A 23176-nucleotide genomic window follows, 5' to 3' on the forward strand; every position below is an offset into this window, starting at 1 on the left:
CCCGCACCTGGATCGCCGTCAGATCGTCAGATCGTAATCAATGGTCAGCGGCGCATGGTCGCTGAAGCGCTGGTCCAGGTAGATAGCTTCCCGCTTGGCCAGCTGGGCCAGGCCGGGCGTGGCCAGGTGATAGTCCAGACGCCAGCCCACGTTCTTGGCCCAGGCCTGTCCGCGGTTGCTCCACCAGGTGTACTGATCGGGCTTGTTGTTGAGCAGCCGGAAGACGTCCACCAGCCCGGTGTCCACTTCCAGCAGGCGGGTCATCCAGGCACGCTCTTCCGGCAGGAAGCCGCTGTTTTTCTGGTTGCTCTTCCAGTTACGCAGGTCGATTTCCTTGTGCGCGATGTTCACATCCGCCACCAGAATGAACTCGCGCTCGGCCCGCAAGGCCATCAGATAGGGGTACATCGCCTCCAGGAAGCGGAACTTCGCCGCCTGCCGGTCTTCGCCGCTGGAACCGCTGGGGAAGTAGCAACTGATCAGGCTGAGCTTGCGCCCGGGTTTGTCGAACCGCTTTTCGATCCAGCGGCCTTCGTTGTCGAACTCTTCACTGCCAAAGCCCACGATCACGTCGCTGGGCGTCTCCCGCGTGTAAAGCCCCACACCGGAATACCCCTTCTTCTGCGCGTAGTGGAAGTGGCCGGTGAGCTTGTCGTAGCCGGCGTATTGGGTTTCGACGATGTCGGCCTGGGCCTTGAGCTCCTGCACCCCCACCACATCCGCTTCTTGAGGGGGAAGCCAGTCAAACAGGCCCTTGGTGGCGGCTGATCGGATGCCGTTGAGATTAAGGGTGATGAAGCGCATGGGTCGATGAGAAAGGTCGGGAAGGGCCTGGAACGGACCTGGAAAGGGCCTGACATAGGGGCCCCCTGAGGTCTGAAGTATCGCAAACGCTGGCGTCGCGACTTGTCAGCAGCACCGGCAGCAGGCCCCGGGGCGCCTATCGCCGCATCGCCCCAGATGCGTACGCCCACCGCGCCGACCTGGGGATAAACACCCGTGCCGTCGCCCGAGTGCAGTGTTTCGGCAACAGTCCATGCACTGGTGTGGTGCTAGTGGTGTCGGTTTGATGACGAACTTGCTAGATTCGCCGCATCTGAGCCGCCGGTCGCCCTTGTGTGTGCCGTCTGCCAAGCAAGTTTTCGCCATTCTTTCCCAATTTTTTGTTTCCCCGGAGTTCACCGATGAGTCGAATCGCCCCCCAGCGCCGCCTGGCCCGCCCCGTTCTGCGGGAAGCCGCCGCCGCCGTGTCGCTGGCCGTGCTGGCATGGCCCGCCTTCGCCCAGGAGGCCGCTCCCAAGGCTGAAAAGAGCCAGCTCGAAACGGTGACCATCACCGCCGAACGTCGCGTCGAAAACATCAAGGACGTGCCAAATTCGGTGAGCTCCATCTCCGGCGAAAAGCTGGACGTGCTGAACTCCGGCGGTCAGGACATCCGCTTCCTGTCGGGCCGCGTGCCCAGCCTGAACATCGAATCGTCCTTCGGCCGCGCCTTCCCGCGTTTCTATATCCGCGGCTACGGCAATACCGATTTCCGCCTGAATGCCTCCCAGCCCGTGTCGCTGATCTATGACGACGTGGTGCAGGAGAACCCGATCCTGAAGGGCTTCCCGGCCTTCGACCTGCGTGCCGTGGAAGTGGCCGCTGGCCCGCAGGGCTCACTGTATGGCCGCAATACCCCGGCCGGCGTGGTGAAGTTCGAGTCGGTCAAGCCCTCGCAGAAGCAGGAAGGCTACCTGAACCTGTCGTACGGCCGTTTCAACACGGTGAATGCCGAAGGCGCCGTCAATCTGCCGCTGACCGGTGATTGGGCGGCCCGCATTTCGGCGCAGGTGCAGCACCGTGGTGACTGGGTGGACAACACCAGTGGCGAAGGCCCCACCGAGAAGACCGAAGGCTACAACGACCGCGCCGTGCGCGCCCAGGTGCTGTTCCAGCCGCACAAGCAGTTCTCGGCCCTGTTCAACATCCACAACCGCGAGCTGGATGGCAGCCCGCGCCTGTTCCGTGGCGACATCATCAAGAAGGGCAGCAACGATCTGGTGGATGGTTTCGACCCGAAGAAGGTGTCGATCAACGGCCGCAATGAGCAGACGCTGCACGCCACCGGTGCCAATGCCCGCCTGCAATGGTCGTTCGACGACATCGTGCTGCACTCGATCACCGCCATCGAAACCGTGCAGCCGTTCTCGCGCGGCGATGTGGACGGCAGCACCACGTCCAACCCCAACATCCCCTACCAGAGCGAAACCTCGGACGCGCTGCATGGCCACCGCCAGGTGACCCAGGAGTTCCGCGCCGAATACAACCCGGCGGGCCCGCTGCGTTATCAGGCCGGCCTGTTCTACTTCAATGAGAAGTACGAAATCGAGAGCGTCAACTACGACACGCTCAACGACGGCGCCTATCAGAACTCGGCCCGCAGCCATCAGAAGAACCATGCGTATGCCATCTTCGGCTCGGTCAATTACGACGTTACGCAGGACTTCAAGCTGCGCGGCGGCCTGCGCCTGACACGCGACAGCAAGTCGCTCCGTACCGAATCCGCAGACCAGACCCTGGACACCACGTTCGGCCTGGGCGCCAGCACCAAGGACACCAAGTGGACCTGGGACCTGGCCGGCACCTACTCGCTGACCAAGGACACCAACGTCTACGCCCGTCTGGCCACCGGCTTCCGTGCTTCGGCCATGCTGCCGCCCTCGGAGTTCGCGCCGCTCAGCCGGACCAATCCGGAAGACACCACCTCCTTCGAAGTGGGTGTGAAGAGCGACTTTTGGGAGCGCCGTGCCCGCCTGTCCGCCGACGTGTTCCGTTATGAAACCAAGAACCTGCAGCTGACCGAAGTGGGGGGCGCGGGTGGCAACAGCAACTCGGTGAAGACCGCCCGCAAGGTGATCGGCGAGGGTGTTGAATTCAACCTGGAACTGCTGCCGATCGACAGCCTGTTCATCACCATGGGCGGCAGCTACAACAAGGCCACCATCCGTGACAACAAGCTGGAAGTGGCGGGTTGCAGCAGCGCCGTCTGCACGGTGCTGGACCCGGTCGGCCCCAATGGCGGCTATCTGATCAACGGCAATCAGCTGCCGCAGGCGCCGAAGTGGGTGTACAACCTGACCGCACGTTATTCCATCCCGACCGCAGCCGGCAACGAGTTCTACATCTACACCGACTGGGCCTACCGTTCGAAGGTCAACTTCCTCCTGTATGAGTCGGCCGAATTCACCGGCAAGGCCCTCACGGAAGGCGGCCTGCGGGGCGGGTATGTGTGGAACAACGGCAAGTATGAAGCGGCCCTGTTTGTCCGCAACATCACCAACCAGATCCGTGTGACCGGCGTGATCGACTTCAACAACCGCACCGGCTTCATCAACGATCCGCGCACTTACGGCGTCCAGTTCAAGGCCATCTTCTGATGACCGATGCCGGGGCGGGCGCGCAGCTCGCCCTGTGAACTCCCATCGCCCGTCCCCCCCTGGGGGGGCGGGCTTTTTTATGCCGGTGGCACCTACAATCGCGCGCCAGCAAGACTCCCCTGAATCCGCCATGACCGCCACCTCCGGTACCGCCTCGGCCCCCGCACTTGATGCGCTCGCCCAGGACTTTGTTGCTTTTGCCGTGGAGGCAGGGGTGCTGCGCTTCGGGGAATTCAAGACCAAGGCGGGTCGCCTGAGCCCCTACTTCTTTAATGCGGGCCTGTTTGACGACGGACTGAAGATGGGACGCCTGGCCCAGTTCTACGCCCAGCGCCTGGTGGCGTCGGGTCTGGACTTCGACATGATCTTCGGCCCCGCCTACAAGGGCATCACCCTGGCGGCGGCGGTCTCCATCGAGCTGGCCCGGCTGGGCCACAACAAGCCGTTTGCCTATAACCGCAAGGAAGCCAAGGACCACGGCGAAGGCGGCACCCTGGTGGGCGCGCCGGTGAAGGGCCGGGTCCTGATCATTGACGACGTGATTTCCGCTGGCACGTCGGTACGCGAATCCATTGCCATGATCCAGGCAGCCGGTGCAACGCCCTGTGGGGTGTCGATCGCCCTGGACCGCCAGGAAAAGGCGGCCGAGAACGGCCAGGAGCTGCCCTGGTCGGCCGTACAGTATGTCCGCGAACAATTGAAACTGCCGGTGATCGCGATTGCCGGCCTCGCTGACTTGCTTCAGTATCTCGGATCGACCAGCAGCGCGGCCGTGTCTGCCCATGCCGCCGCCGTCCACGCTTATAGAGATCGCTACGGAGTCTGATGCGCCCGCCCCTGTCCTTGCCGCTGTTCTGGCTGCTTCCCCCGGTGCTGTCCCGCCGCTTCGCAATGACCGCCCGTCGGCGTCCTGCCGGCCTGGCTTTCTGGCGCACGGGTGCTGCGGTTCTGACGTGCAGCGTCTGGATGGCGGGGCCGGCCGGGGCGCAATCCAATGCCCCGAGCGCCAGTGGCATCTACAGCTGTGTCACCTCGGATGGTCGCAAGCTCACCTCCGACCGCCCCATTCCGGAATGCGCCACCCGTGAGCAGCGCCTGCTGAATTCGGATGGCTCCACCCGCCGGATGGTGCCTCCGTCCATGTCACCGGAAGAGCAGGCGGCCGCCGAGGCACGCAAGCGCCAGCTCGACAATGAAAAGGCGGCCCAGCAGGACGCCGTGCGGCGTGACCGCAATCTGTTGCAGCGCTACAAGGACGAGGCCTCGCATCAGCGGGCGCGTGAAGCGGCGCTGGATGACATCCGCAAGGCCATGCAGCTCTCCGAGCAGCGGCTCAAGGACCTGGCCAGTGAGCGCAAGCCGCTGCTGGACGAGACCGAGTTCTACAAGGGCAAGCGCCTGCCGTTGAAGCTCCAGCACCAGCTGGACACCAATGAAGCTGCGGCCGACGCCCAGCGCCAGTCCATTGAAAACCAGCGTGCGGAGATGGTCCGTCTGAACCGGATCTTCGATGACGAGCTGAATCGCCTGCGGCGCATGTGGGCGGGGGCGGCGCCGGGTCTGCCGGACAAACCGCCGGCAGGCACCACGACCAACCCCGCATCCGGGGCCACCAGCCGCTGAGGCCAAGCCGGGAATCTCCGCCTGCGCCTGTGCGCGCTCGGGGAGCTTTGGGGTGGACCGCGCATCTGTCCTCCCGCGACGGTGCTGAGCCCCGCTGAGTCGCATCCATCGAGCCCCGGGCCCAGCAGGCTGGCTCGGCCAGGGTCAAGCCTGTGGCGGTGCTGGCGCCAGCACCCGTGCCACAGTGCCAGCGACAGCGACAGTACCGCCGTCCGCGAAGGACGGCGGGAACCGTCGCCAGATCAGGCGCCCAGTTTCTTCTTCAACAGCTCATTCACCGCCGCCGGGTTGGCCTTGCCCTTGGTGGCCTTCATGGCCTGACCGACCAGCGCGTTGAAGGCCTTGTCCTTGCCGGCACGGAACTCTTCCACCGACTTGGCATTGGCCGCCAGCACCTCGTCCAGAATGCGTTCCAGCTCTCCGGTGTCGTTGGACTGCTTCAGGTCCTTGGCCGCAATGATGGCATCCACGTCCGACCCCTCGCCGGTCCACAGGGCTTCAAACACCTGCTTGGCCGAGTTGTTGGAGATGGTGCCGTCCTGGATGCGCTGGATCAACTGACCCAGCAGGGTCGGTGTGATCGGAGCGGCTTCCACGCCGCGTTCCTCGGCATTGAGCCGCCGCGACACTTCACCCATCAGCCAGTTCGCCACCAGCTTGGGCGCGCCGCAGACATCCCGCGCCGCCTCATAGAACCGGGCGGTGGCCAGGCTCTGGGTCATCATCAGCGCGTCGTAGGCGGGCAGGCCGTCGGTGTCCTGGAAGCGGCTGGCCATGACCGAGGGCAGCTCGGGCATGTCGTGGCGCACCCGCTCAACCCAGTCCGGCGCAATCATCAGCGGCGGCAGGTCGGGGTCGGGGAAGTAGCGGTAGTCGGCCGCATCTTCCTTGGTGCGCATCGCGCGGGTCTCGCCGGTGTCCGGGTTGTAGAGCACGGTGGCCTGCTGGATGCTCAGGCCGTCCTCGATCCGGTCGATCTGCCAGTTCACCTCGTAGTTCACCGCATCCACCAGATAACGGAAGCTGTTGAGGTTCTTGATTTCACGGCGGGTGCCGAAGGGCTCGCCCGGCTTGCGCACCGAGACGTTGACGTCGCAGCGGAAGGAGCCTTCCTGCATGTTGCCGTCGCAGATGCCCAGCCACATCACCAGCGCATGCAGCGTCTTGGCATATTCCGCAGCCTCGACAGCGGAGCGGATCTCCGGCTCCGAGACGATTTCCAGCAGCGGTGTACCGGCGCGGTTCAGGTCGATGCCCGACTGACCGTGATAGTCCTCATGCAGGCTCTTGCCAGCGTCCTCTTCCAGGTGGGCCCGGGTGAGGTTGATGAGCTTGCGCTCGCCTTCCACCATGAACTCGATCTTGCCGCCCTGCACCACCGGGATCTCGTACTGGCTGATCTGGTAGCCCTTGGGCAGGTCGGGGTAGAAGTAGTTCTTGCGCGCGAAGATGGACAAGGGCGCGACCTTGGCGCCCACGGCCAGGCCGAAGCGGATGGCCCGCTCCACCGCACCGCGGTTGAGCACCGGCAGCGTGCCGGGCAGCGCCAGGTCCACCGCGCTGGCCTGGGTGTTGGGCGCCGCGCCAAAGGCGGTGGAAGAGCCGCTGAAGATCTTGGAGGCGGTGGAGAGTTGCACGTGGTTTTCCAGGCCGATCACGACCTCATACCCACGCACCAGTTTGCTGTTCTTGCTCATGACGTTCACACCCCCACCGGCGCCTGACGGTGCCAGTCGGTGGCCTGCTGCAGCGCATGGGCCGCATGCAGCAGCAGACCTTCCTTGAAATAGTTGCCCAGCAGTTGCAGGCCGACCGGCAGACCGCCTTCACCAAAGCCCACCGGTACGCTCATGCCGGGCAGGCCGGCCAGGGAGCCCGGCAGGGTGAAGATGTCGGCCAGGTAGGCCTTGACCGGGTCGTCCGAACCTTCGCCGCGCTTCCAGGCCACGGTGGGGGCCACCGGGCCGGCGATCACGTCGCAGTGCTGGAAGGCCTGCTGGAAGTCGTCCGCAATCATGCGGCGCAGCTTCTGGGCCTGCAGGTAGTAGGCGTCGTAGTAGCCGTGGGACAGCACATAGCTGCCGATCATGATCCGGCGCTTGACCTCGGCACCAAAGCCTTCGGCGCGGGTCTTCTTGTACATGTCCAACAGGTTGTCGAACTTCGCGGCACGGTGACCGAACTTCACGCCGTCAAAGCGGGAGAGGTTGGAACTGGCTTCGGCCGGGGCAATGATGTAGTACACCGGGATGGCCAGTTCGGTGCGCGGCAGGCTGACGTCCACCAGGGTGGCGCCCAGCTTTTCCAGCTCGGCCAGACCCGCCCGGACCGCCTGATTGACATCGGCGCTCAGGGCGGCAGGGAAGAACTCGCGCGGCAGGCCGATGCGCAGACCCTTGAGCGGCTGGCTGGTGGTGGCGTCTGGGCGCTGGTCGTGCAGACGGGCGGTGAAGTCCTGCGGCGGTTGCTGGACGCTGGTGGCATCGCGTTCGTCAAAGCCGCTCATGGCCGACAGCAGCAGCGCGCAATCTTCAGCCGAGCGGGCCATCACGCCGGCCTGGTCCAGGCTGGACGCGAAGGCGATCATGCCGTAGCGGGAGCAGACGCCGTAGGTCGGCTTGATGCCGGTGATGCCGGTGAAGCTGGCCGGCTGGCGGATCGATCCGCCAGTGTCGGTGCCGGTGGTGGCGGGCACCAGCCGGGCGGCCACGGCAGCGGCCGAACCACCGGACGAACCACCCGGTACCCGTTGGGGGTCCCAGGGATTCAGCGATGGGCCATAGGCGCTGTTTTCGTTGGCCGAGCCCATGGCGAATTCATCGCAGTTCAGCTTGCCCAGCGACACGGTGCCGGCGGCATTGAGCCGGTCCACCACCGTGGCGTCGAACGGGCTCATGTAGCCCTTGAGCATCAGCGAACCCGCCGTGGTGGGCATGTCCTGCGTGACAAAGATGTCCTTGTGCGCCAGCGGAACGCCAATCAGCGCGCCGCCGGGCTGTTCACCGTCGCCCTGCGCCAGGCGGGCGTCGGCCGCGCGGGCACGGGCCAGTGCGCCCTCTTCGGCCACATGAAGGAAGGCGCCCAATTCGTTTGCGGAGGCAACACGCGCAAGCAGATGTTGCGTGACTTCCAGGCTGCTGACCTGTTTCTGACGGAGTGCGCGGCTCAGTTCGGCCACGCCCATGAGGTGAAGCGGCGTCGTCATTCGATGACCTTGGGAACCAGGAACAGGCCGTCTTCCACGGCGGGAGCGCTGCGCTGGTTCAGCGCGCGCTGGTCGGTTTCGGTGACACGGTCTTCCCGCAGGCGCAGGGCCACTTCCTGCACCGCCGACAGGGGGGTGTAGAGGGGGGCGACACCGCTGGTGTCAACCGCACGCATCTGCTCCACGATGGAGAAGAAACCGTTGAGCTGGGGCAGCAGGGCGGCCTGCTCGTCGCTGGAGAGTTCCAGCCGTGCCAGGTTTGCGATCCGGCTGACGTCGTCTTGGGTCAGGGCCATGGAAATGGGTGGGCTCGTGGGAAGGGAGTCCGGTCGGGCCAGCAAAACATTCACCAAACAAACGCCAATCGCTTGTTTGGGGCTTGCCGGCAGGCCAAACCAGGGGTCGATCAGTTATTATCCCCGCTTATCTCCATAAGTCGGGGCTGCCATGGCAGCCTCGCTGCTTATGGTCAGGAATACCCCGTTCGCGTGGCCTTCCAGGGCCACGTGGTGACCGACGAACCGCCCCGAATCGTCCTCCCCGACATTGCAGCCGCACGGACCGAACACAGACGAAACCGCCTGATGTCCCCAATGGCCTTCAATGGCCCTTGAAGACCTCCGATGCCGCCAGTACCTCCGAAAAGGTCCTTTCGGAGCTCCGGTGGTGTTCGGTGGCACTTCGGTCAGTGGGTGCAGGCAGATGAGCCAGAACGGTCCGGCAAGTGCCATCCAATATGTTCGCCTCACTGCGCCGCTATATCTCCACCGATCTCGCCATTGACCTGGGTACCGCCAATACGCTGATTTATGTCCGCGGCAAAGGTGTGGTGCTGGATGAACCCTCTGTGGTTGCCATCCGCCACGAAGGCGGTCCCAACGGTAAGAAGACCATCCAGGCCGTGGGCCACGAAGCCAAGGCCATGCTGGGCAAGGTGCCCGGCAATATCGAGGCGATCCGCCCGATGAAGGACGGCGTGATTGCCGACTTCGTGGTCACCGAGCAGATGATCAAGCAGTTCATCAAGATGGTGCACGACACCAAACTGCTGCGTCCGTCCCCCCGCATCATCATCTGTGTGCCCTGCGGCTCCACCCAGGTGGAAAAGCGCGCCATCCGTGACGCCGCCCTTGGCGCGGGCGCCTCCGAGGTCTACCTGATCGAGGAACCCATGGCCGCCGCCATCGGCGCGGGCCTGCCCGTCTCCGAAGCCTCCGGCTCGATGGTCATCGACATCGGCGGCGGTACCACCGAAGTCGGCGTGATCTCGCTGGGCGGCATGGTGTACAAGGGCAGCGTCCGGGTGGGCGGCGACAAGTTCGACGAAGCCATCATCAACTACATCCGCCGCAACTACGGCATGCTGATTGGTGAACCCACGGCGGAATCCATCAAGAAGAACATCGGCTCGGCCTTCCCCGGCTCCGAAGTGAAGGAGATGGAAGTCAAGGGCCGCAACCTCAGCGAGGGCGTGCCGCGCAGCTTCACCATCTCGTCCAACGAAATCCTGGAAGCGCTGACCGATCCGCTGAACCAGATCGTGTCGGCGGTGAAGAACGCCCTGGAGCAGACGCCGCCCGAACTGGGCGCCGACATTGCCGAACGCGGCATGATGCTGACCGGCGGTGGCGCCCTGCTGCGCGACCTGGACCGTCTGCTGGCCGAGGAAACCGGCCTGCCGGTGCTGGTGGCCGAAGACCCGCTGACCTGCGTGGTCCGTGGCTGCGGCATGGCCCTGGAGCGCATGGAGCGCCTGGGCTCGATCTTCACTTCGGAGTGAGCCTGATGCGCGGACGCCGGCCCGGGCCGCTGTGGCGTGCCGGCCCGGCTTCCGCTGGTGGCGCCCGCAAGGGCAACACCGTTTGTTTGTTGGCTCTCATTCGTTGAGATCGTCATGCCACTCGGCACTCTGGATCGCAATCCACCGCCACTGTTCCGCGAAGGGCCGTCCGCGCTGACGAAGCTGGCCTTTTGTGCGGCACTGGCGGTGTTTCTCATGGTGGCGGATTCCCGCTTCAACGTCACGGCTCCGGCGCGTGCCGGCTTGGCCCTGGCCCTGCATCCGCTGCAGCGGGTGCTGCTGGTGCCGGTGGATGCCTGGGAGCAGGCCGGCGACTATTCCCGTGGCATGGAGCGGGCCACCGAGGCCGAGAACCAGGCCCGTCGGCAACTGGCCGAGCAGGCAGTGATCCTCAGCCGTGCCAATCAGCTGCAGGCCGAGAACCAGCGCCTGCGGTCCCTGCTGGCGCTGCGCGAGGCGTTGCCGGTGAAGGGGCTGGCCGCAGAGGTGCTGTATGAGGCGGCGGACCCGTTCTCCCGGCGCATCGTCATCGACCGGGGCGGCCATCGCGGCGTGCGTCTGGGCGCGCCGGTGGTTAATGATGCCGGCGTGCTGGGGCAGGTGACACGGGTCTATCCGCTGTCGGCCGAGGTCACGTTGCTGACCGACCGCGAAGCGACCATTCCGGTGCTGAATGCCCGCACGCAGCAGCGTGGCGTGGCCTATGGCGGCGAACGGGGCGTGATGGAGCTGCGCTTCATGGCGGCCAATGCGGACATCAAGGCCGGGGACGATCTGGTCACCTCGGGCCTGGACGGGGTGTATCCGCCCGGACTCCCCGTCGCCAAGGTGGGCGAGGTGGAGCGACGCGGCGACACCAGTTTTGCGCGCGTCGGCCTGGCGCCTGTGGCGCAGCCGGACAGCGCCCGCCATGTGCTGGTGCTGGAACCGCTGGCCGGGCATGAAGAGGCCCGCGCTGAGGCGGAAGCCGAGGCTGCCAGTGCGGCGGCCGCGACCGACGGCACCAAGGGCAAAGGCAAGGGCGGCCGTGGCAGCCGCAGCGCACCACCGCCTGCGGACGCCGGAGCCACGACTGCGGCCGGCAGTACTGCGGCCGGGGCCGAAGGCGCTGCCGCCGCCAGCCGAGGAGCATCGCGATGATCATGCCGCGTGGCACCAGCCAGCTTTTGCTGCCGGCCAACCCTCTTTTTATTGCTTTCAGCCTGGTCGTGGCCTTGCTGGTCGACATGGTGCCGCTGGGCCGCCAGCCCTGGATGCCGGATGTGCTGGCGCTGACGCTGGTCTTCTGGAACGTGCACCAGCCGCGCCGTGTGGGTGTGGGCTGGGCCTTCTTCTTCGGGCTGATGATCGACGTGCATCACGGCGCGCTACTGGGTCAGCATGCGCTGGCCTACAGCCTGCTGGCCTTCGGTGCGGTGGCGCTGCATCGTCGCCTGCTGTGGTTCACGCTCGGCGCTCAAGCCCTGCATGTGCTGCCCTTGTTCCTGCTGGCGCAGATGATTGCGGTGTCGGTGCGCCTGATGGTGGGCGGCATGTGGCCCGGCTGGAGCCTGTTCCTGGCGCCGGTGCTGGAGTCCATGTTGTGGCCTCTGGCCACCCTGCTGCTGCTGGCGCCGCAACGTCGTGCGCCGGACCCCGATGCGCACCGCCCGCTGTGAGTTGAGGGGTCGGTCGGCATGACGGTTCTGAAGAACCTGCATCAGGAGTTGGCACGCTTCCGGCTGCGGCTGGTGGCGGCCGCCCTGTTTGTGCTGTTCTGCTTCAGCCTGCTGGTGGCCCGCCTGCTGTTCCTGCAGGTGGCCCAGCACGACACCCTGCTGGAGCGGGCTGAATCCAACCGCATCTCGGTGGTGCCCATCGTGCCCAACCGGGGCCTGATCGTGGACCGCAACGGCGTGGTGCTGGCCAGCAACTATTCGGCCTACACGCTGGAAATCACCCCGTCCAAGGTGACCGACCTGGACGAGACCATCGACCAGCTGGCCACGGTCATCGACATCCAGCCGCGCGACCGTCGCCGCTTCAAACGGCTGATGGAAGAAAGCAAGAACTTCGAGTCGCTGCCGATCCGCACCAAGCTGACCGACACCGAAGTCGCCAAGTTCGCGGCCCAGCGCTTCCGCTTCCCCGGTGTGGACATTAAGGCGCGGCTGTTCCGCAGCTATCCCATGGGCGAGGTCGGCAGCCACATGCTGGGCTACATCGGCCGCATCAACCAGGCAGAAAAGAAGGCCATGGATGACTGGCCGGAAGAGGATGTCTCCAACTATCGCGGCACCGAATACATCGGCAAGCTGGGGCTGGAGCAGGCCTATGAACGCGAGCTGCACGGGCAGACCGGCTTCGAGGAAATGGAAACCAGCGCCGGGGGACGCGCCATCCGCCGCCTGCGTAACCGACCGCCCACCCCGGGCAACACCCTGCACCTCTCCATCGACATCAAGCTGCAGGCGCTGGTGGAGAAGCTGTATGGCGACCGCCGAGGCGCCCTCGTGGCCATCGATCCGCGCAATGGCGAGGTGCTGGCGTTTGTGTCCAAACCGTCCTTCGATCCCAATCTGTTCGTGGATGGCATTGATGCGGACAGTTGGCGGGAGCTGAACGAGAACATCGACAAGCCGCTGCTGAACCGCGCCCTGCGCGGCACCTATCCGCCGGGCTCCACCTTCAAGCCCTACATGGCCATGGCGGCCTTGAACACCGGCAAGCGTTCGCCCAGCGTGGTGATCCAGGACAACCTCACCTACAGCTTCGGCGGCCGCACGTTCGGCAGCGCGGAAGGCGACCGGGCGGGTCCGAAGGACATGCGGCTGGCCATCGTCACCTCCTCCAACGTCTATTTCTATTCCCTGGCCAATGAAATGGGCGTGGACCTGATCCACGACCAGCTTGAGCCGTTTGGTTTCGGCCGCAAGACGGAAATCGACCTGCTGGGCGAGGTCACCGGAGATCTTCCCTCCACCGAATGGAAGAAGAAGAAATTCCGCCGTCCGGAGCAGCAGAAGTGGTTTGCCGGCGAGACCATCTCGCTGGGCATCGGCCAGGGCTACAACAACTTCACCATGCTGCAATTGGCCACGGCCGTGTCCACGCTGTCCACCGGCGGGCAGCGGTATCGGCCGCGGCTGGTGCGGGACATCGAGGATGTGGTCAAGCACACCGAGCACCGGACCGCCAGTGATGCGCTGGAGCCGCTGGCCTTGCGCCGGGCGGATGTGGATGTGATCCGCAACGCCATGCACGATGTGACGCTGGAGGGCACATCGCGTGCGGTGTTTGCCGGGGCGGCCTACCCGAGCGCCGGAAAGACCGGGACGGCCCAGGCCATCGGCTTGCGTGCCGGCCAGACCTACAGCAGCATCAAGGCGGATGAACGCAAGCGCGACCATTCGCTCTACATCGCCTTCGCCCCGTATGAGGCCCCCCGGATCGCGCTGGCGCTGATTGTGGAGAACGCCGGCTTTGGGTCCACCTCGGCGGCCCCGATTGCGCGCCGGGTGTTCGACTATGTGCTGGAGGGGGTCTATCCCAGCGAGGAAGACATCGCCAAGACGCAACTCGGCCAGACCACCGCCCCCATCGGTAGCCCACGCCGAGTGGTGGATGTGCCGTTGCCGGGGCAACTGCCGGTGCCGGTCTCGGCGGCCTCTGCTGCTTCTGCTGCTTCTGCGGCATCGGCCGCGTCGGCTGCCTCGGCTGCACCCGCGCCGGTTCGGACGGCAGGCACACCCGCCAGCGCTGCCTCCGCCGGTGCCGCCGCAGCGCCCCGTCCCGCACAAGCCCGCCCGACGCCCACGCCAGGGGCACCACCGGCCGCCCTCTCTGTCCCACCGGCCGCGCCGCCGCCCGCCCAGCGCGGGGCGTCTCGACCCAGTCCGGGAGCTTCACGATGAGCGCTGTCTTCAGCAAACCCAGTTGGCTGCAACGGCTCAAGCCCTGGTTCGCCGGATTCGACGTGCCGCTGCTGCTGGCCCTGTTCTGGATCATGGGCCTGGGCCTGATGTGCATGTACTCCGCCGGTTACGACCACGGCACCCGCTTCGTGGACCATCTGCGCAACGGCGTGCTGGCCCTGATCGTCATGTTTGTGGTGTCCCAGGTGCCGCCGCAGCGGCTGATGCAGGCGGCCGTGCCGCTCTACACACTGGGGGTGATGCTGCTGATCGCCGTGGCGCTCTTCGGTATCACCAAGAAGGGCTCCACCCGATGGATACGCCTGGGTGTGGAATTCCAGCCGTCGGAGATGCTCAAGATCGCCATGCCGCTGATGCTGGCCTGGTGGTTCCAGAAGCGGGAAGGGCAGTTGCGATTGCCGGACTTCATTGCCGCCTTTGTGCTGCTGACGGTACCGGTGGGTCTGATTGCGAAGCAGCCGGACCTGGGCACCGCCATCCTGGTGCTGGCGGCCGGGCTCTATGTGATCTTCTTTGCCGGTTTGTCCTGGAAGCTCATCCTGCCCGCCCTGGTGCTGGCGGGTGCGGGCATCACCACGCTGGTGTTGAGTGAGGACCAGATCTGCCAGCCGGATGTGAAATGGCCGGTGCTCAAGGACTATCAGAAGGACCGGGTCTGCACCCTGCTGGACCCGACCAAGGACCCGCTGGGCAAAGGCTTCCACATCATCCAGGGCGAGATCGCCATCGGCTCCGGGGGCGTGACCGGCAAGGGGTTCATGAAGGGCACGCAGACCCATCTGGAATTCATTCCCGAACGCACCACGGACTTCATCTTTGCCGCCTATGGCGAGGAATTCGGGCTGGTGGGCGCGCTGGGGCTGCTGCTGGGTTTCACCGCGCTGATCCTGCGGGGGCTGGCGATTGCGCATGAGGCGCCGACGCTGTTCTCGCGGCTGCTGGCGGGCGCCATCACGCTGAGCTTCTTCACCTACGTGTTTGTGAACATGGGCATGGTGACCGGCATCCTGCCGGTGGTGGGGGTGCCCTTGCCCTTCATTTCCTATGGCGGCACGGCCATGGTGACGCTGGGGTTGGCGCTGGGCATGCTGATGTCGATTGCCCGCAGCCGAGGGGCGATGCAGCGCTGAGGCGCTCCGCGCTGCGGGTCTGATCCCCCACACGTCGCACCGGATGCACCGCGGCTCACGCTGGATGGGGATGGGCCGCAAAGCGGATGGTGAATCGCGCGCCCGGCCCCTGGCCATCGGCCTCCGCCTGGCGGCGCGGGCGGGTGTCGTCCACGCTGATGTCCGCATCATGCTGCTGGACGATCTCCCGGACGATGGCCAGGCCCAGGCCTGATCCGTCCACATTCGTCCCCAGCGCGCGGTAGAAGGGTTGGAACACTTTTTCCCGCTCCAATTCCGCAATCCCCGGGCCCGAGTCCTCCACCTGCAGCACGCAGACCTGACCAAAGGGGTCCTCCACCACCCGTACGGTGATGGTGCCGCCGGCGGGTGTGTAGAGCAAGGCGTTGTCCACCAGGTTGCGGATCAACTCGCGGATGAGCAGCGGATGGCCGTGCAGACGCAGGCCGGCGCGGTCCGGTTCCGGGCCTTCGTAGCCCAGGTCCAGGCGCTTTTCCATGGCGCGGGGCACGAAGTCCCGCACCGTTTCCATGGCCAGCACCGGCAGATTGACCTCGCTGCGGCGGGAGGCGTGTTCCTGGTCCTCCGCCCGCGCCATCGCCAGCAGCTGGTTCACCATGTGCGCCGCTCGCTGGCTGGACAGCGCAATCTGCTGCAGCGAGCGCCGCAGCTCGGCCGGTGAGCTGCGCCCTTCGTCGATCTCGCGCTGCGCCAGTTCGGCCTGGGTGCGCAGCCCGGCCAGGGGCGTCTTGAGCTGATGGGCCGCGTCGGCCAGGAAGTGCTTTTGCGCGCGGATGGATTGGTCCAGCCGCTCCAGCAGGTCGTTGATGGCCTGCACCAGCGGCGCCACTTCATCCGGAATGCGCTGTTCGTCGATGGGGCTGAGGTCGGAGCTGTCGCGCGACCGGATGCGCCGTTGCAACTCGTTGAGCGGCGCAATACCGCGGGCCAGGGCCAGCCACACCAGCAGCACTGCCAGCGGCAGGATCACGAACTGCGGAAGGATCACGCCTTTGATGATCTCGTTGGTCAGACGTGAACGCTTGCCCAGCGTCTCGGCCACCTGCACCAGCATCATGCGGTCGCTGCCGGCGGTGCCTTCGGGCGCCACCCAGAGGAAGGCCACCCGCACCGATTCGTTGTTCACCTCGTCATCACGGTAGTGCAGCTCCCAGGGCACCACCGGGGGCTCGGCCTCCGGTACGGCGAGATGGCGGTCCCCGCTGAGCAGTTCCCCCCGCAGTCCCAGCACCTGGTAGAAGATGGTGTCGGATTCATCCGCTCGCAGCAGGGCGGCGGCTTCCGGCGCGAGCGCATAGCGGGAGCGGCCCTTGGGCAGTTCGCCCGGCGCGGGTTCGGTGGCCACCTGCAGACCCAGGGTGCGGGCCATTTCGCCCAGTTCCCGGTCGTAGGGCTTGTTGGCAATGCCCTGGGCCACCAGCCAGGTCAGCGCCACGCTGATCGGCCAGATCACCAGCAGAGGCGCGAGCATCCAGTCCAGGATCTCGCCGAACAGCGAGCGGTGTCCACTGGCGCTGCTCATTCATGCCCTCCCTGGGCGCGGCCTTGAGGCTGGTGCGTCGCCCACGGCCAGCAGCGCCACTCAGCCGGGGATCTTTTCAAGGCAATAACCCAGCCCTCGGACGGTGGCGATGCGGATCGGTCCTTGCTCGATCTTCTTGCGCAGGCGGTGGATGTAGACCTCGATGGCGTTGTTGCTCACCTCTTCGCCCCATTCGCACAGGCGCTCCACCAATTGATCCTTGCTGACCAGCCGGCCGGCGCGCTGCAGCAGCACTTCCAGCAGCGACAGCTCACGGGCCGACAGCTCCACCATCTGCTCATTGATGTAGGCCACCCGGCCGGTGGCATCAAAGCTCAGCGGGCCATGCTTGATCACACTGGAGGCCGTGCCCAGGCCGCGCCGGGTGAGCGCTCGCACACGGGCTTCCAGTTCCTGCAACGAAAAGGGTTTCGCCATGTAGTCGTCGGCGCCCAGATCCAGCCCCTTGACCCGCTCCTCGATGCTGTCCGCCGCTGTCAGGATCAGCACCGGCACGGCCGAGCCACGCGCCCGCAGCCGGCGAAGCACTTCCAGCCCATGCATCTTGGGCAGGCCCAAGTCCAGGATCAGCAGGTCGAATTCATGGGAGGCAAGGGCCGCATCCGCTTCGGTGCCGCTGCCCACCTGGTCCACGGCACAGCCCGAAGCCCGCAGCGAGCGCAGCAGGCCGTCGGCCAACACCTGGTCGTCTTCTGCAATCAGGATGCGCATGTCTGTCCCCCGTTCTTCTTGAATGACCCATTCTAGGGATGGGCCCCCTCGGTGGCAGTAGGCGTTTGCGAGGCCAGCGCGGTAAGGGGCGCATCCTGCACGGTCGGTGGGGGAGGCGCCCCTCCACGGATGGAGGCGGGCCCGCTTTCGGACGATCGTGGCGGGGTGGCTCACGCCATGAGCCACTGAGCGCCTAGGATGGCTTCATTGCAACCGCTGCGGCGTGGCCACAGAACCACTGTACAGATATACAGATTGGGCCATAATCCGGCGCAGCCACTTGGAGATGCTTTCATGGACGCCCCCGTCAAAAACGCCAACCCCGAAAAAGCCAAGGCCCTGCAGGCCGCTCTTGCCCAGATCGAAAAGCAGTTCGGCAAGGGCTCCATCATGCGCCTGGGTGAAGGCGAGAAGATTGAAGACATCCAGGTGGTCTCCACCGGTTCGCTGGGCCTGGACATCGCCCTGGGCGTTGGCGGCCTGCCGCGCGGCCGTGTGATTGAAATCTACGGCCCGGAATCCTCGGGCAAGACCACGCTCACACTGCAGGTCATCGCCCAGATGCAGAAGCTGCAGGGCGTGTGTGCCTTCATCGACGCCGAGCATGCGCTGGACGCTCAATATGCCCAGAAGCTCGGGGTGAACCTGCAAGAGCTGCTGATCAGCCAGCCCGACACCGGCGAACAAGCCCTGGAAATTGTGGACGCACTGGTGCGTTCCGGTTCGGTGGACCTGATCATCGTGGACTCGGTGGCCGCCCTGACACCCAAGGCCGAGCTGGAAGGCGAAATGGGTGATGCCCTGCCCGGCCTGCAGGCCCGTCTGATGAGCCAGGCCCTGCGCAAGCTCACCGCCACCATCAAGAAAACCAACTGCACCGTTATCTTCATCAACCAGATCCGCATGAAGATCGGTGTGATGTTCGGCTCGCCTGAAACCACCACCGGTGGCAATGCGCTGAAGTTCTACGCTTCGGTGCGCCTGGACATCCGCCGTATTGGTTCCATCAAGAAGGGTGAAGAAGTCATCGGTTCCGAAACCAAGGTCAAGGTGGTGAAGAACAAGGTGGCGCCCCCGTTCAAGACGGCGGAATTCGACATCCTGTATGGCGAAGGGATCAGCCGCGAGGGTGAAATCATCGACATGGGTGTGGCCGCCAAGATCGTGGACAAGGCCGGTGCCTGGTACGCCTACAGTGGCGAGAAAATCGGCCAAGGCAAGGACAACGCCCGCGAATTCCTGCGTGAAAACGCGGACCTGGCTGTCGAGATTGAAAACAAGATCCGCGAATCGCTGGGCATCCCCCTGCTGGGTGCGGTGCCGGATTCGGCTGAGTAAGGTCGTCCGATGGCACGTCAGCCGCTCTCCCTGAGGGCGCGGGCGGTCACCCTGCTGGCCCAGCGAGACCACAGCGAACTGGAGCTGCGGCGCAAGCTGGGCCGCATTGCCAGAGAGGCTCGGCAGGCGGAACAGGCGCGCGAAGCCGCTCGCCATGCGGATGCTGACTGGGACGCAGGCGCGGACGCTTCTCGCGCCAGGCGCATGCAGGCCTTCGTCGTCGGCGAGGGTGGTGGTGATGACCACCGCGACGCCGAGGCGGATGCGGCCGACATCGAGCAGCAGGTGGAAGAGGTGCTGGTCTGGCTGCGCCAACAGTCCTATCTGGATGAATCCCGCTTTGTGGAATCCAGGCTGCATGCGCGGTCTTCGCGTTGGGGGCAGCGGCGCATCGAGCAGGAACTCGCCCAGCATGGGCTCAGCCTGGACGCTGATCAACGTGCCGCCCTGGCGGACACCGAACTGGGCCGTGCCTGCGAGCTGCTGCGTCGTAAATTTGCTGCGAGCCCGGCACGGTGGGTGTCTGGTTTGGTGGGGCGCGCCAGTGGTGCCACCACTGAGGCCGCCACTGACGCCATCACTGGCGCCAAGCTCGATACTGCTGATGGATCCGCCAGCGTAGACCGCAGGCATAGAGGCGGCCCGGATAGCGGGGGCTCGGAGAGCGACGACCGGCACAACGACAACCGGCACAACGACAACCGACACAGCGACGACCGGCACAGAGACGACTCGAACAGCGACGACCTTGCGGACTCTCCGAACTCCGCCAATGCTGCCAAAAAAGCTCATGCCGCCAAAGCTGCCCTGGAAGCCCGCCAAATGCGCTTCCTGCTGGGGCGGGGCTTTCAGTCTGACCTGGCTCGCCGCGCGATCCGGGTCCACCGCGACCTCGGCGCTGCGGATTCTGCTGACGCCGCTGATTCCGCTGATTCCGCTGATTCCGCTGATGACCTTGGCGCCCTGGGCAAGCCCGGCGCCCATCCGGGCCGCCGCCGCTGATTCGTGGCGCCCCTTCAGGTCAAACGATCCGCTAGGCGCCCACATGGACCGAAATGGGGCAGGAAACAAGTCCCTAAATCCAGCATCCCTGGGCGCGTGTCATCCCCGTGAAAGCCTTGATGCTATGCAGCATGCTACATTGGCGGCTTCGCAAGCTGCCCGCTCGCCTTTGGCCGCGGGCCTGTTTTTGCGTGTTTGCATCGGGTCTATGTCTTCCATCGCCTCCTCCGCACGCCACTGGCTGGGTCGTCGCATTGCCGACGGTTTTGTCTATTGGCCAGCCGGCTCCACTGGATCCGCTGGGTCCGCCTGCGCGGCGGACCATCGTCAGGAACAGGACCCCGCGCCTATGGCCATGAACATCGCCGTGTCCATGCAAACTCAACACCCGAGCCAGTGTCACGGTGGCGCCGTGGCCTCGGCTTTCTCATCCTGATCATTCATCAAGCGAGACGTCCCTATGAAGATTCACGAGTACCAGGGCAAGGAAATCCTGCGCCAGTTTGGCGTGCCGGTGCCGCGCGGTATTCCCGCGTTCACGGTGCAAGAGGCGGTTGAAGCCGCGCAAAAGCTGGGCGGCCCGGTGTGGGTGGTCAAGGCACAGATCCACGCCGGTGGCCGCGGCAAGGGCGGCGGCGTGAAGCTGGGCAAGAGCCTGGACGACGTGAAGGCGCTCTCCGAGCAGATCCTCGGCATGCAGCTGGTCACGCACCAGACCGGCCCGGCCGGCCAGAAGGTCCGCCGCCTGTACATCGAAGAAGGCGCGGACATCAAGAATGAGCTGTACGTGTCCCTGGTGACCGACCGTGGCACCCAGAAGGTGGCCTTCATCGCTTCCAGCGAAGGCGGCATGGACATCGAAGAGGTGGCGCACTCCACCCCTGAGAAGATCATCACCGAGTACATCGACCCGCTGACCGGCATCACGACCGAACAGTCCAAGAAGATCGCTGCGGCCATCGGCCTGACCGGCGCTTCGGTGGACCAGGCCGTGGACCTGTTCGCCAAGCTGTACAAGTGCTACATGGACACCGACGCGTCGCTGGTGGAAATCAACCCGCTGAACTGCGACTCCAAGGGCAACCTGATCGCCCTGGACGCGAAGTTCAACTTCGACGCCAACGCCCTGTTCCGCCATCCGGAAATCGTCGCCTACCGCGACCTGGACGAAGAAGATCCGGCTGAAATCGAAGCTTCGAAGTTCGACCTGGCCTACATCTCGCTGGACGGCAACATCGGCTGCCTGGTGAACGGTGCTGGTCTGGCCATGGCCACCATGGACACCATCAAGCTGTTCGGCGGCGAGCCGGCCAACTTCCTGGACGTGGGCGGCGGCGCCACTGCCGAGAAGGTTACCGAAGCCTTCAAGATCATGCTGAAGAACCCCGACGTGAAGGGCATTCTCGTCAACATCTTCGGCGGCATCATGAAGTGCGACACCATCGCTGAAGGCGTGATCACGGCTTGCAAGGCCGTCAACCTGTCTGTGCCGCTGGTCGTGCGCATGAAGGGCACCAACGAAGAGCTGGGCAAGAAGATGCTGGCCGAGTCGGGCCTGCCCATCATCTCCGCCGACACCATGGCCGAAGCCGCGACCAAGATCGTCGCCGCCGTCAAGTAAGCCGCAGACCCAGCCAAGGAATACGACATGAGCATCTACATCAACAAGGACACCAAGGTCATCACCCAGGGCATCACGGGCAAGACCGGTCAGTTCCATACTCTGGGCTGCCAGGCCTATGCCAACGGCAAGAACGCATTTGTTGCCGGCGTGAACCCGAAGAAGGCCGGTGAAAAGTTCTCCGAGATCCCCATTTACGGGACCGTCAAGGAAGCTGCCGCCCAGACCGGCGCCACCGTGTCCGTGATCTACGTGCCGCCCGCCGGCGCCGCTGCTGCCATCTGGGAAGCCGTGGAAGCCGACCTGGACCTGGCGATCTGCATCACTGAAGGCATTCCTGTCCGTGACATGCTGGAAGTGCGCAACAAGATGAAGGCCAAGGAAGCGGCCGGCGGCAAGAAGACGCTGCTGCTGGGCCCGAACTGCCCCGGCCTGATCACCCCGGAAGAGATCAAGATCGGCATCATGCCCGGTCACATCCACCGCAAGGGCCGTATCGGCGTGGTGTCGCGTTCCGGCACCCTGACCTATGAAGCGGTGGCTCAGCTGACCGATCTGGGCCTGGGCCAGTCCTCGGCCGTCGGTATCGGTGGTGACCCGATCAACGGTCTGAAGCACATCGACGTGATGAAGGCCTTCAACGACGATCCGGACACCGATGCGGTGATCATGATCGGCGAAATCGGTGGTCCGGACGAAGCCGAAGCCGCCCGTTGGTGCAAGGCCAACATGAAGAAGCCGGTGGTCGGCTTCATCGCGGGTGTCACCGCCCCTCCCGGAAAGCGCATGGGCCACGCCGGCGCGCTGATCTCCGGTGGCGCTGACACTGCCGATGCCAAGCTCGCCATCATGGAAGAGTGCGGCTTCAAGGTGACCCGCAACCCGTCGGAAATGGGCAAGCTGCTCAAGGGTCTGCTGTAAGCAACAGGAAAAACCTGTCGACGTCTCTGATGCGTAATTCCACGCATCGGAGGCCCGGGGGGGTGGCGCGGACAATGCGCTAGCTTCCGCCGACAAACCAGGAGGGGCCGCGAGGCCCCTCTTGCCGTTTGATCCCCCAACCGCTTTACACTGGGTGCCCGCCTTGCGACGCGCCCAGCAGGTCTTTGCACATGGACATGCTTCTCCACGCCCCGTTCTGGCTGGCGGTTCTCCAGATCATCGCGATCGACATCCTGCTGGGTGGCGACAATGCCGTGGTCATCGCCCTTGCCTGCCGCAAGCTGCCGCCCAAGCTCCGCACCCAGGGCATCCTGTGGGGCACCGCAGGCGCCATCATCTTGCGTGTGGTGCTGATCTTCTTTGCGCTGCAACTGCTGCAATTGCCCTTCCTGAAATTGGTGGGCGGCCTGCTGCTGTTCTGGATCGGCGTCAAGCTGCTCCTGCCGGAAGAAGACGACGACCACGCCAACATCCAGGCCAGCGACAAGCTCTGGGCGGCCGTCAAGACCGTCATCGTGGCTGACTTCGTCATGTCGCTGGACAACGTCATCGCCATCGCCGGTGCCGCCGAGGGTGCGGGCCACGGCCATCAACTGACCCTGGTGATCTTCGGCCTGGTGGTGTCCATTCCCATCATCGTCTGGGGCAGCCAACTGGTCATCAAACTGATGGATCGATACCCCGCCGTGATCACCCTGGGCGCCATGTTGCTGGGATGGATTGCGGGTACCATGCTGGTGACCGACCCGGCCCTGGGGGGCTGGGTCCCCAATCAGCCTGGCAGCAAGCCGGGCACGACGGTGGTGGTGCCCTGGCTGCAGTATGGGTCCGGGGTTGCGGGCGCCCTGCTGGTGCTGGGCCTTGGCAAGTTGCTGGCCAATCGCCGCCCGTACGAAGCCTGACGAA

Annotated in this window: 19 protein-coding genes; 13 read left to right on the top strand and 6 right to left on the bottom strand. The window is 65.1% G+C overall.

The features are described from left to right. Window positions 1-18 precede the first annotated feature (18 nt). Window positions 19-804: an exodeoxyribonuclease III gene (locus tag OU995_RS06080; RefSeq protein WP_267834651.1), complete on the bottom strand. Its 786-nt coding sequence runs from the start codon at window positions 802-804 to the stop codon at window positions 19-21. Between the two features lie 380 nt (window positions 805-1184). On the opposite strand from OU995_RS06080, the gene OU995_RS06085 reads away from it, so the two are divergent. The 3 genes from OU995_RS06085 (at window position 1185) to OU995_RS06095 (ending at window position 5042) form a co-directional block, all read left to right on the top strand. Beyond that, entirely contained in the window at window positions 1185-3419 is a 2235-nt protein-coding gene (locus tag OU995_RS06085) for a TonB-dependent receptor (protein WP_267834652.1), read from the top strand. A gap of 130 nt (window positions 3420-3549) precedes the next feature. After that, window positions 3550-4245, top strand: coding sequence for an orotate phosphoribosyltransferase (pyrE, locus tag OU995_RS06090; RefSeq protein WP_267834653.1), 696 nt, complete (start codon window positions 3550-3552; stop codon window positions 4243-4245). Continuing rightward, complete coding sequence (locus OU995_RS06095; protein WP_267834654.1) at window positions 4245-5042, top strand: hypothetical protein; 798 nt, start codon at window positions 4245-4247, stop codon at window positions 5040-5042. The genes pyrE and OU995_RS06095 overlap by 1 nt, the downstream gene beginning before the upstream one ends. 242 nt (window positions 5043-5284) lie before the next feature. Here the strand turns inward: OU995_RS06095 and gatB are convergent, their stop codons facing one another. The 3 genes from gatB to gatC are packed head-to-tail and all read right to left on the bottom strand — an operon-like array spanning window position 5285 to window position 8543. Further along, complete coding sequence (gene gatB / locus OU995_RS06100; protein ID WP_267834655.1) at window positions 5285-6739, bottom strand: Asp-tRNA(Asn)/Glu-tRNA(Gln) amidotransferase subunit GatB; 1455 nt, start codon at window positions 6737-6739, stop codon at window positions 5285-5287. Window positions 6740-6744: 5 nt separating this feature from the next. Further along, a complete protein-coding gene (gene gatA / locus OU995_RS06105; RefSeq protein ID WP_267834656.1) occupies window positions 6745-8247 on the bottom strand; it encodes an Asp-tRNA(Asn)/Glu-tRNA(Gln) amidotransferase subunit GatA in 1503 nt (500 codons plus the stop codon). After that, the gene (gene gatC, locus OU995_RS06110; RefSeq protein ID WP_267834657.1) at window positions 8244-8543 is read right to left on the bottom strand and encodes an Asp-tRNA(Asn)/Glu-tRNA(Gln) amidotransferase subunit GatC; all 300 of its coding nucleotides are present in this window, start codon (window positions 8541-8543) and stop codon (window positions 8244-8246) included. Before gatC ends, gatA begins: the two co-directional genes overlap by 4 nt. Window positions 8544-8983: 440 nt before the next feature. On the opposite strand from gatC, the gene OU995_RS06115 reads away from it, so the two are divergent. From OU995_RS06115 to rodA, 5 genes are all read left to right on the top strand, one after another. Beyond that, a complete protein-coding gene (locus OU995_RS06115) occupies window positions 8984-10027 on the top strand; it encodes a rod shape-determining protein (RefSeq protein WP_058936976.1) in 1044 nt (347 codons plus the stop codon). Window positions 10028-10141: 114 nt separating this feature from the next. After that, the gene (mreC, locus tag OU995_RS06120) at window positions 10142-11188 is read left to right on the top strand and encodes a rod shape-determining protein MreC (protein WP_267834658.1); all 1047 of its coding nucleotides are present in this window, start codon (window positions 10142-10144) and stop codon (window positions 11186-11188) included. Beyond that, a complete protein-coding gene (gene mreD, locus OU995_RS06125) occupies window positions 11185-11706 on the top strand; it encodes a rod shape-determining protein MreD (RefSeq protein WP_267834659.1) in 522 nt (173 codons plus the stop codon). The genes mreC and mreD overlap by 4 nt, the downstream gene beginning before the upstream one ends. Before the next feature lie 18 nt (window positions 11707-11724). Further along, window positions 11725-13941, top strand: coding sequence for a penicillin-binding protein 2 (gene mrdA / locus OU995_RS06130; RefSeq protein ID WP_267834660.1), 2217 nt, complete (start codon window positions 11725-11727; stop codon window positions 13939-13941). Continuing rightward, a complete protein-coding gene (gene rodA, locus OU995_RS06135) occupies window positions 13938-15092 on the top strand; it encodes a rod shape-determining protein RodA (protein WP_267834661.1) in 1155 nt (384 codons plus the stop codon). The genes mrdA and rodA overlap by 4 nt, the downstream gene beginning before the upstream one ends. A 55-nt stretch (window positions 15093-15147) precedes the next feature. Here rodA and OU995_RS06140 read toward each other — a convergent pair whose 3' ends face one another. Together OU995_RS06140 and OU995_RS06145 are read right to left on the bottom strand one after the other, a co-directional pair. Beyond that, a complete protein-coding gene (locus tag OU995_RS06140; RefSeq protein ID WP_267834662.1) occupies window positions 15148-16635 on the bottom strand; it encodes a sensor histidine kinase in 1488 nt (495 codons plus the stop codon). 60 nt (window positions 16636-16695) lie between these two features. Next, window positions 16696-17367, bottom strand: coding sequence for a response regulator transcription factor (locus OU995_RS06145; protein WP_267834663.1), 672 nt, complete (start codon window positions 17365-17367; stop codon window positions 16696-16698). 294 nt (window positions 17368-17661) lie between these two features. Here OU995_RS06145 and recA point away from each other — a divergent pair, with 294 nt between their 5' ends. The 5 genes from recA to OU995_RS06170 all read left to right on the top strand — a co-directional run bounded on the left by recA (window position 17662) and on the right by OU995_RS06170 (window position 23172). Beyond that, a complete protein-coding gene (recA, locus tag OU995_RS06150; protein WP_267834664.1) occupies window positions 17662-18705 on the top strand; it encodes a recombinase RecA in 1044 nt (347 codons plus the stop codon). A gap of 9 nt (window positions 18706-18714) precedes the next feature. Beyond that, on the top strand, window positions 18715-19707 hold the full coding sequence (locus tag OU995_RS06155; RefSeq protein WP_267834665.1) for a regulatory protein RecX: 993 nt from the start codon (window positions 18715-18717) through the stop codon (window positions 19705-19707). Between the two features lie 460 nt (window positions 19708-20167). Then, window positions 20168-21328, top strand: a complete 1161-nt coding sequence (sucC, locus tag OU995_RS06160; RefSeq protein ID WP_267834666.1) for an ADP-forming succinate--CoA ligase subunit beta — start codon at window positions 20168-20170, stop codon at window positions 21326-21328. A 27-nt stretch (window positions 21329-21355) separates the two neighbouring features. Further along, window positions 21356-22249 (top strand): succinate--CoA ligase subunit alpha, encoded by an 894-nt coding sequence (gene sucD, locus OU995_RS06165; RefSeq protein ID WP_267834667.1) that lies wholly within the window; start codon window positions 21356-21358, stop codon window positions 22247-22249. A 191-nt stretch (window positions 22250-22440) separates the two neighbouring features. Beyond that, window positions 22441-23172 carry a TerC family protein gene (locus OU995_RS06170; protein WP_267834668.1) on the top strand — a complete coding sequence of 244 codons (732 nt, stop codon included), beginning with the start codon at window positions 22441-22443 and terminating at the stop codon, window positions 23170-23172. Window positions 23173-23176: the final 4 nt, after the last annotated feature.

It is taken from the genome of Roseateles sp. SL47, from assembly GCF_026625885.1.
Taxonomy (GTDB): Bacteria; Pseudomonadota; Gammaproteobacteria; order Burkholderiales; family Burkholderiaceae_C; genus Roseateles.

Excerpts from the sequence above, each read along its gene's own strand:
- OU995_RS06080 (WP_267834651.1), bottom strand. The coding sequence starts at position 804 with ATGCGCTTCATCACCCTTAATCTCAACGGCATCCGATCAGCCGCCACC.
- OU995_RS06085 (WP_267834652.1), top strand. The coding sequence starts at position 1,185 with ATGAGTCGAATCGCCCCCCAGCGCCGCCTGGCCCGCCCCGTTCTGCGG.
- pyrE (WP_267834653.1), top strand. The coding sequence starts at position 3,550 with ATGACCGCCACCTCCGGTACCGCCTCGGCCCCCGCACTTGATGCGCTC.
- OU995_RS06095 (WP_267834654.1), top strand. The coding sequence starts at position 4,245 with ATGCGCCCGCCCCTGTCCTTGCCGCTGTTCTGGCTGCTTCCCCCGGTG.
- gatB (WP_267834655.1), bottom strand. The coding sequence starts at position 6,739 with ATGAGCAAGAACAGCAAACTGGTGCGTGGGTATGAGGTCGTGATCGGC.
- gatA (WP_267834656.1), bottom strand. The coding sequence starts at position 8,247 with ATGACGACGCCGCTTCACCTCATGGGCGTGGCCGAACTGAGCCGCGCA.
- gatC (WP_267834657.1), bottom strand. The coding sequence starts at position 8,543 with ATGGCCCTGACCCAAGACGACGTCAGCCGGATCGCAAACCTGGCACGG.
- OU995_RS06115 (WP_058936976.1), top strand. The coding sequence starts at position 8,984 with ATGTTCGCCTCACTGCGCCGCTATATCTCCACCGATCTCGCCATTGAC.
- mreC (WP_267834658.1), top strand. The coding sequence starts at position 10,142 with ATGCCACTCGGCACTCTGGATCGCAATCCACCGCCACTGTTCCGCGAA.
- mreD (WP_267834659.1), top strand. The coding sequence starts at position 11,185 with ATGATCATGCCGCGTGGCACCAGCCAGCTTTTGCTGCCGGCCAACCCT.
- mrdA (WP_267834660.1), top strand. The coding sequence starts at position 11,725 with ATGACGGTTCTGAAGAACCTGCATCAGGAGTTGGCACGCTTCCGGCTG.
- rodA (WP_267834661.1), top strand. The coding sequence starts at position 13,938 with ATGAGCGCTGTCTTCAGCAAACCCAGTTGGCTGCAACGGCTCAAGCCC.
- OU995_RS06140 (WP_267834662.1), bottom strand. The coding sequence starts at position 16,635 with ATGAGCAGCGCCAGTGGACACCGCTCGCTGTTCGGCGAGATCCTGGAC.
- OU995_RS06145 (WP_267834663.1), bottom strand. The coding sequence starts at position 17,367 with ATGCGCATCCTGATTGCAGAAGACGACCAGGTGTTGGCCGACGGCCTG.
- recA (WP_267834664.1), top strand. The coding sequence starts at position 17,662 with ATGGACGCCCCCGTCAAAAACGCCAACCCCGAAAAAGCCAAGGCCCTG.
- OU995_RS06155 (WP_267834665.1), top strand. The coding sequence starts at position 18,715 with ATGGCACGTCAGCCGCTCTCCCTGAGGGCGCGGGCGGTCACCCTGCTG.
- sucC (WP_267834666.1), top strand. The coding sequence starts at position 20,168 with ATGAAGATTCACGAGTACCAGGGCAAGGAAATCCTGCGCCAGTTTGGC.
- sucD (WP_267834667.1), top strand. The coding sequence starts at position 21,356 with ATGAGCATCTACATCAACAAGGACACCAAGGTCATCACCCAGGGCATC.
- OU995_RS06170 (WP_267834668.1), top strand. The coding sequence starts at position 22,441 with ATGGACATGCTTCTCCACGCCCCGTTCTGGCTGGCGGTTCTCCAGATC.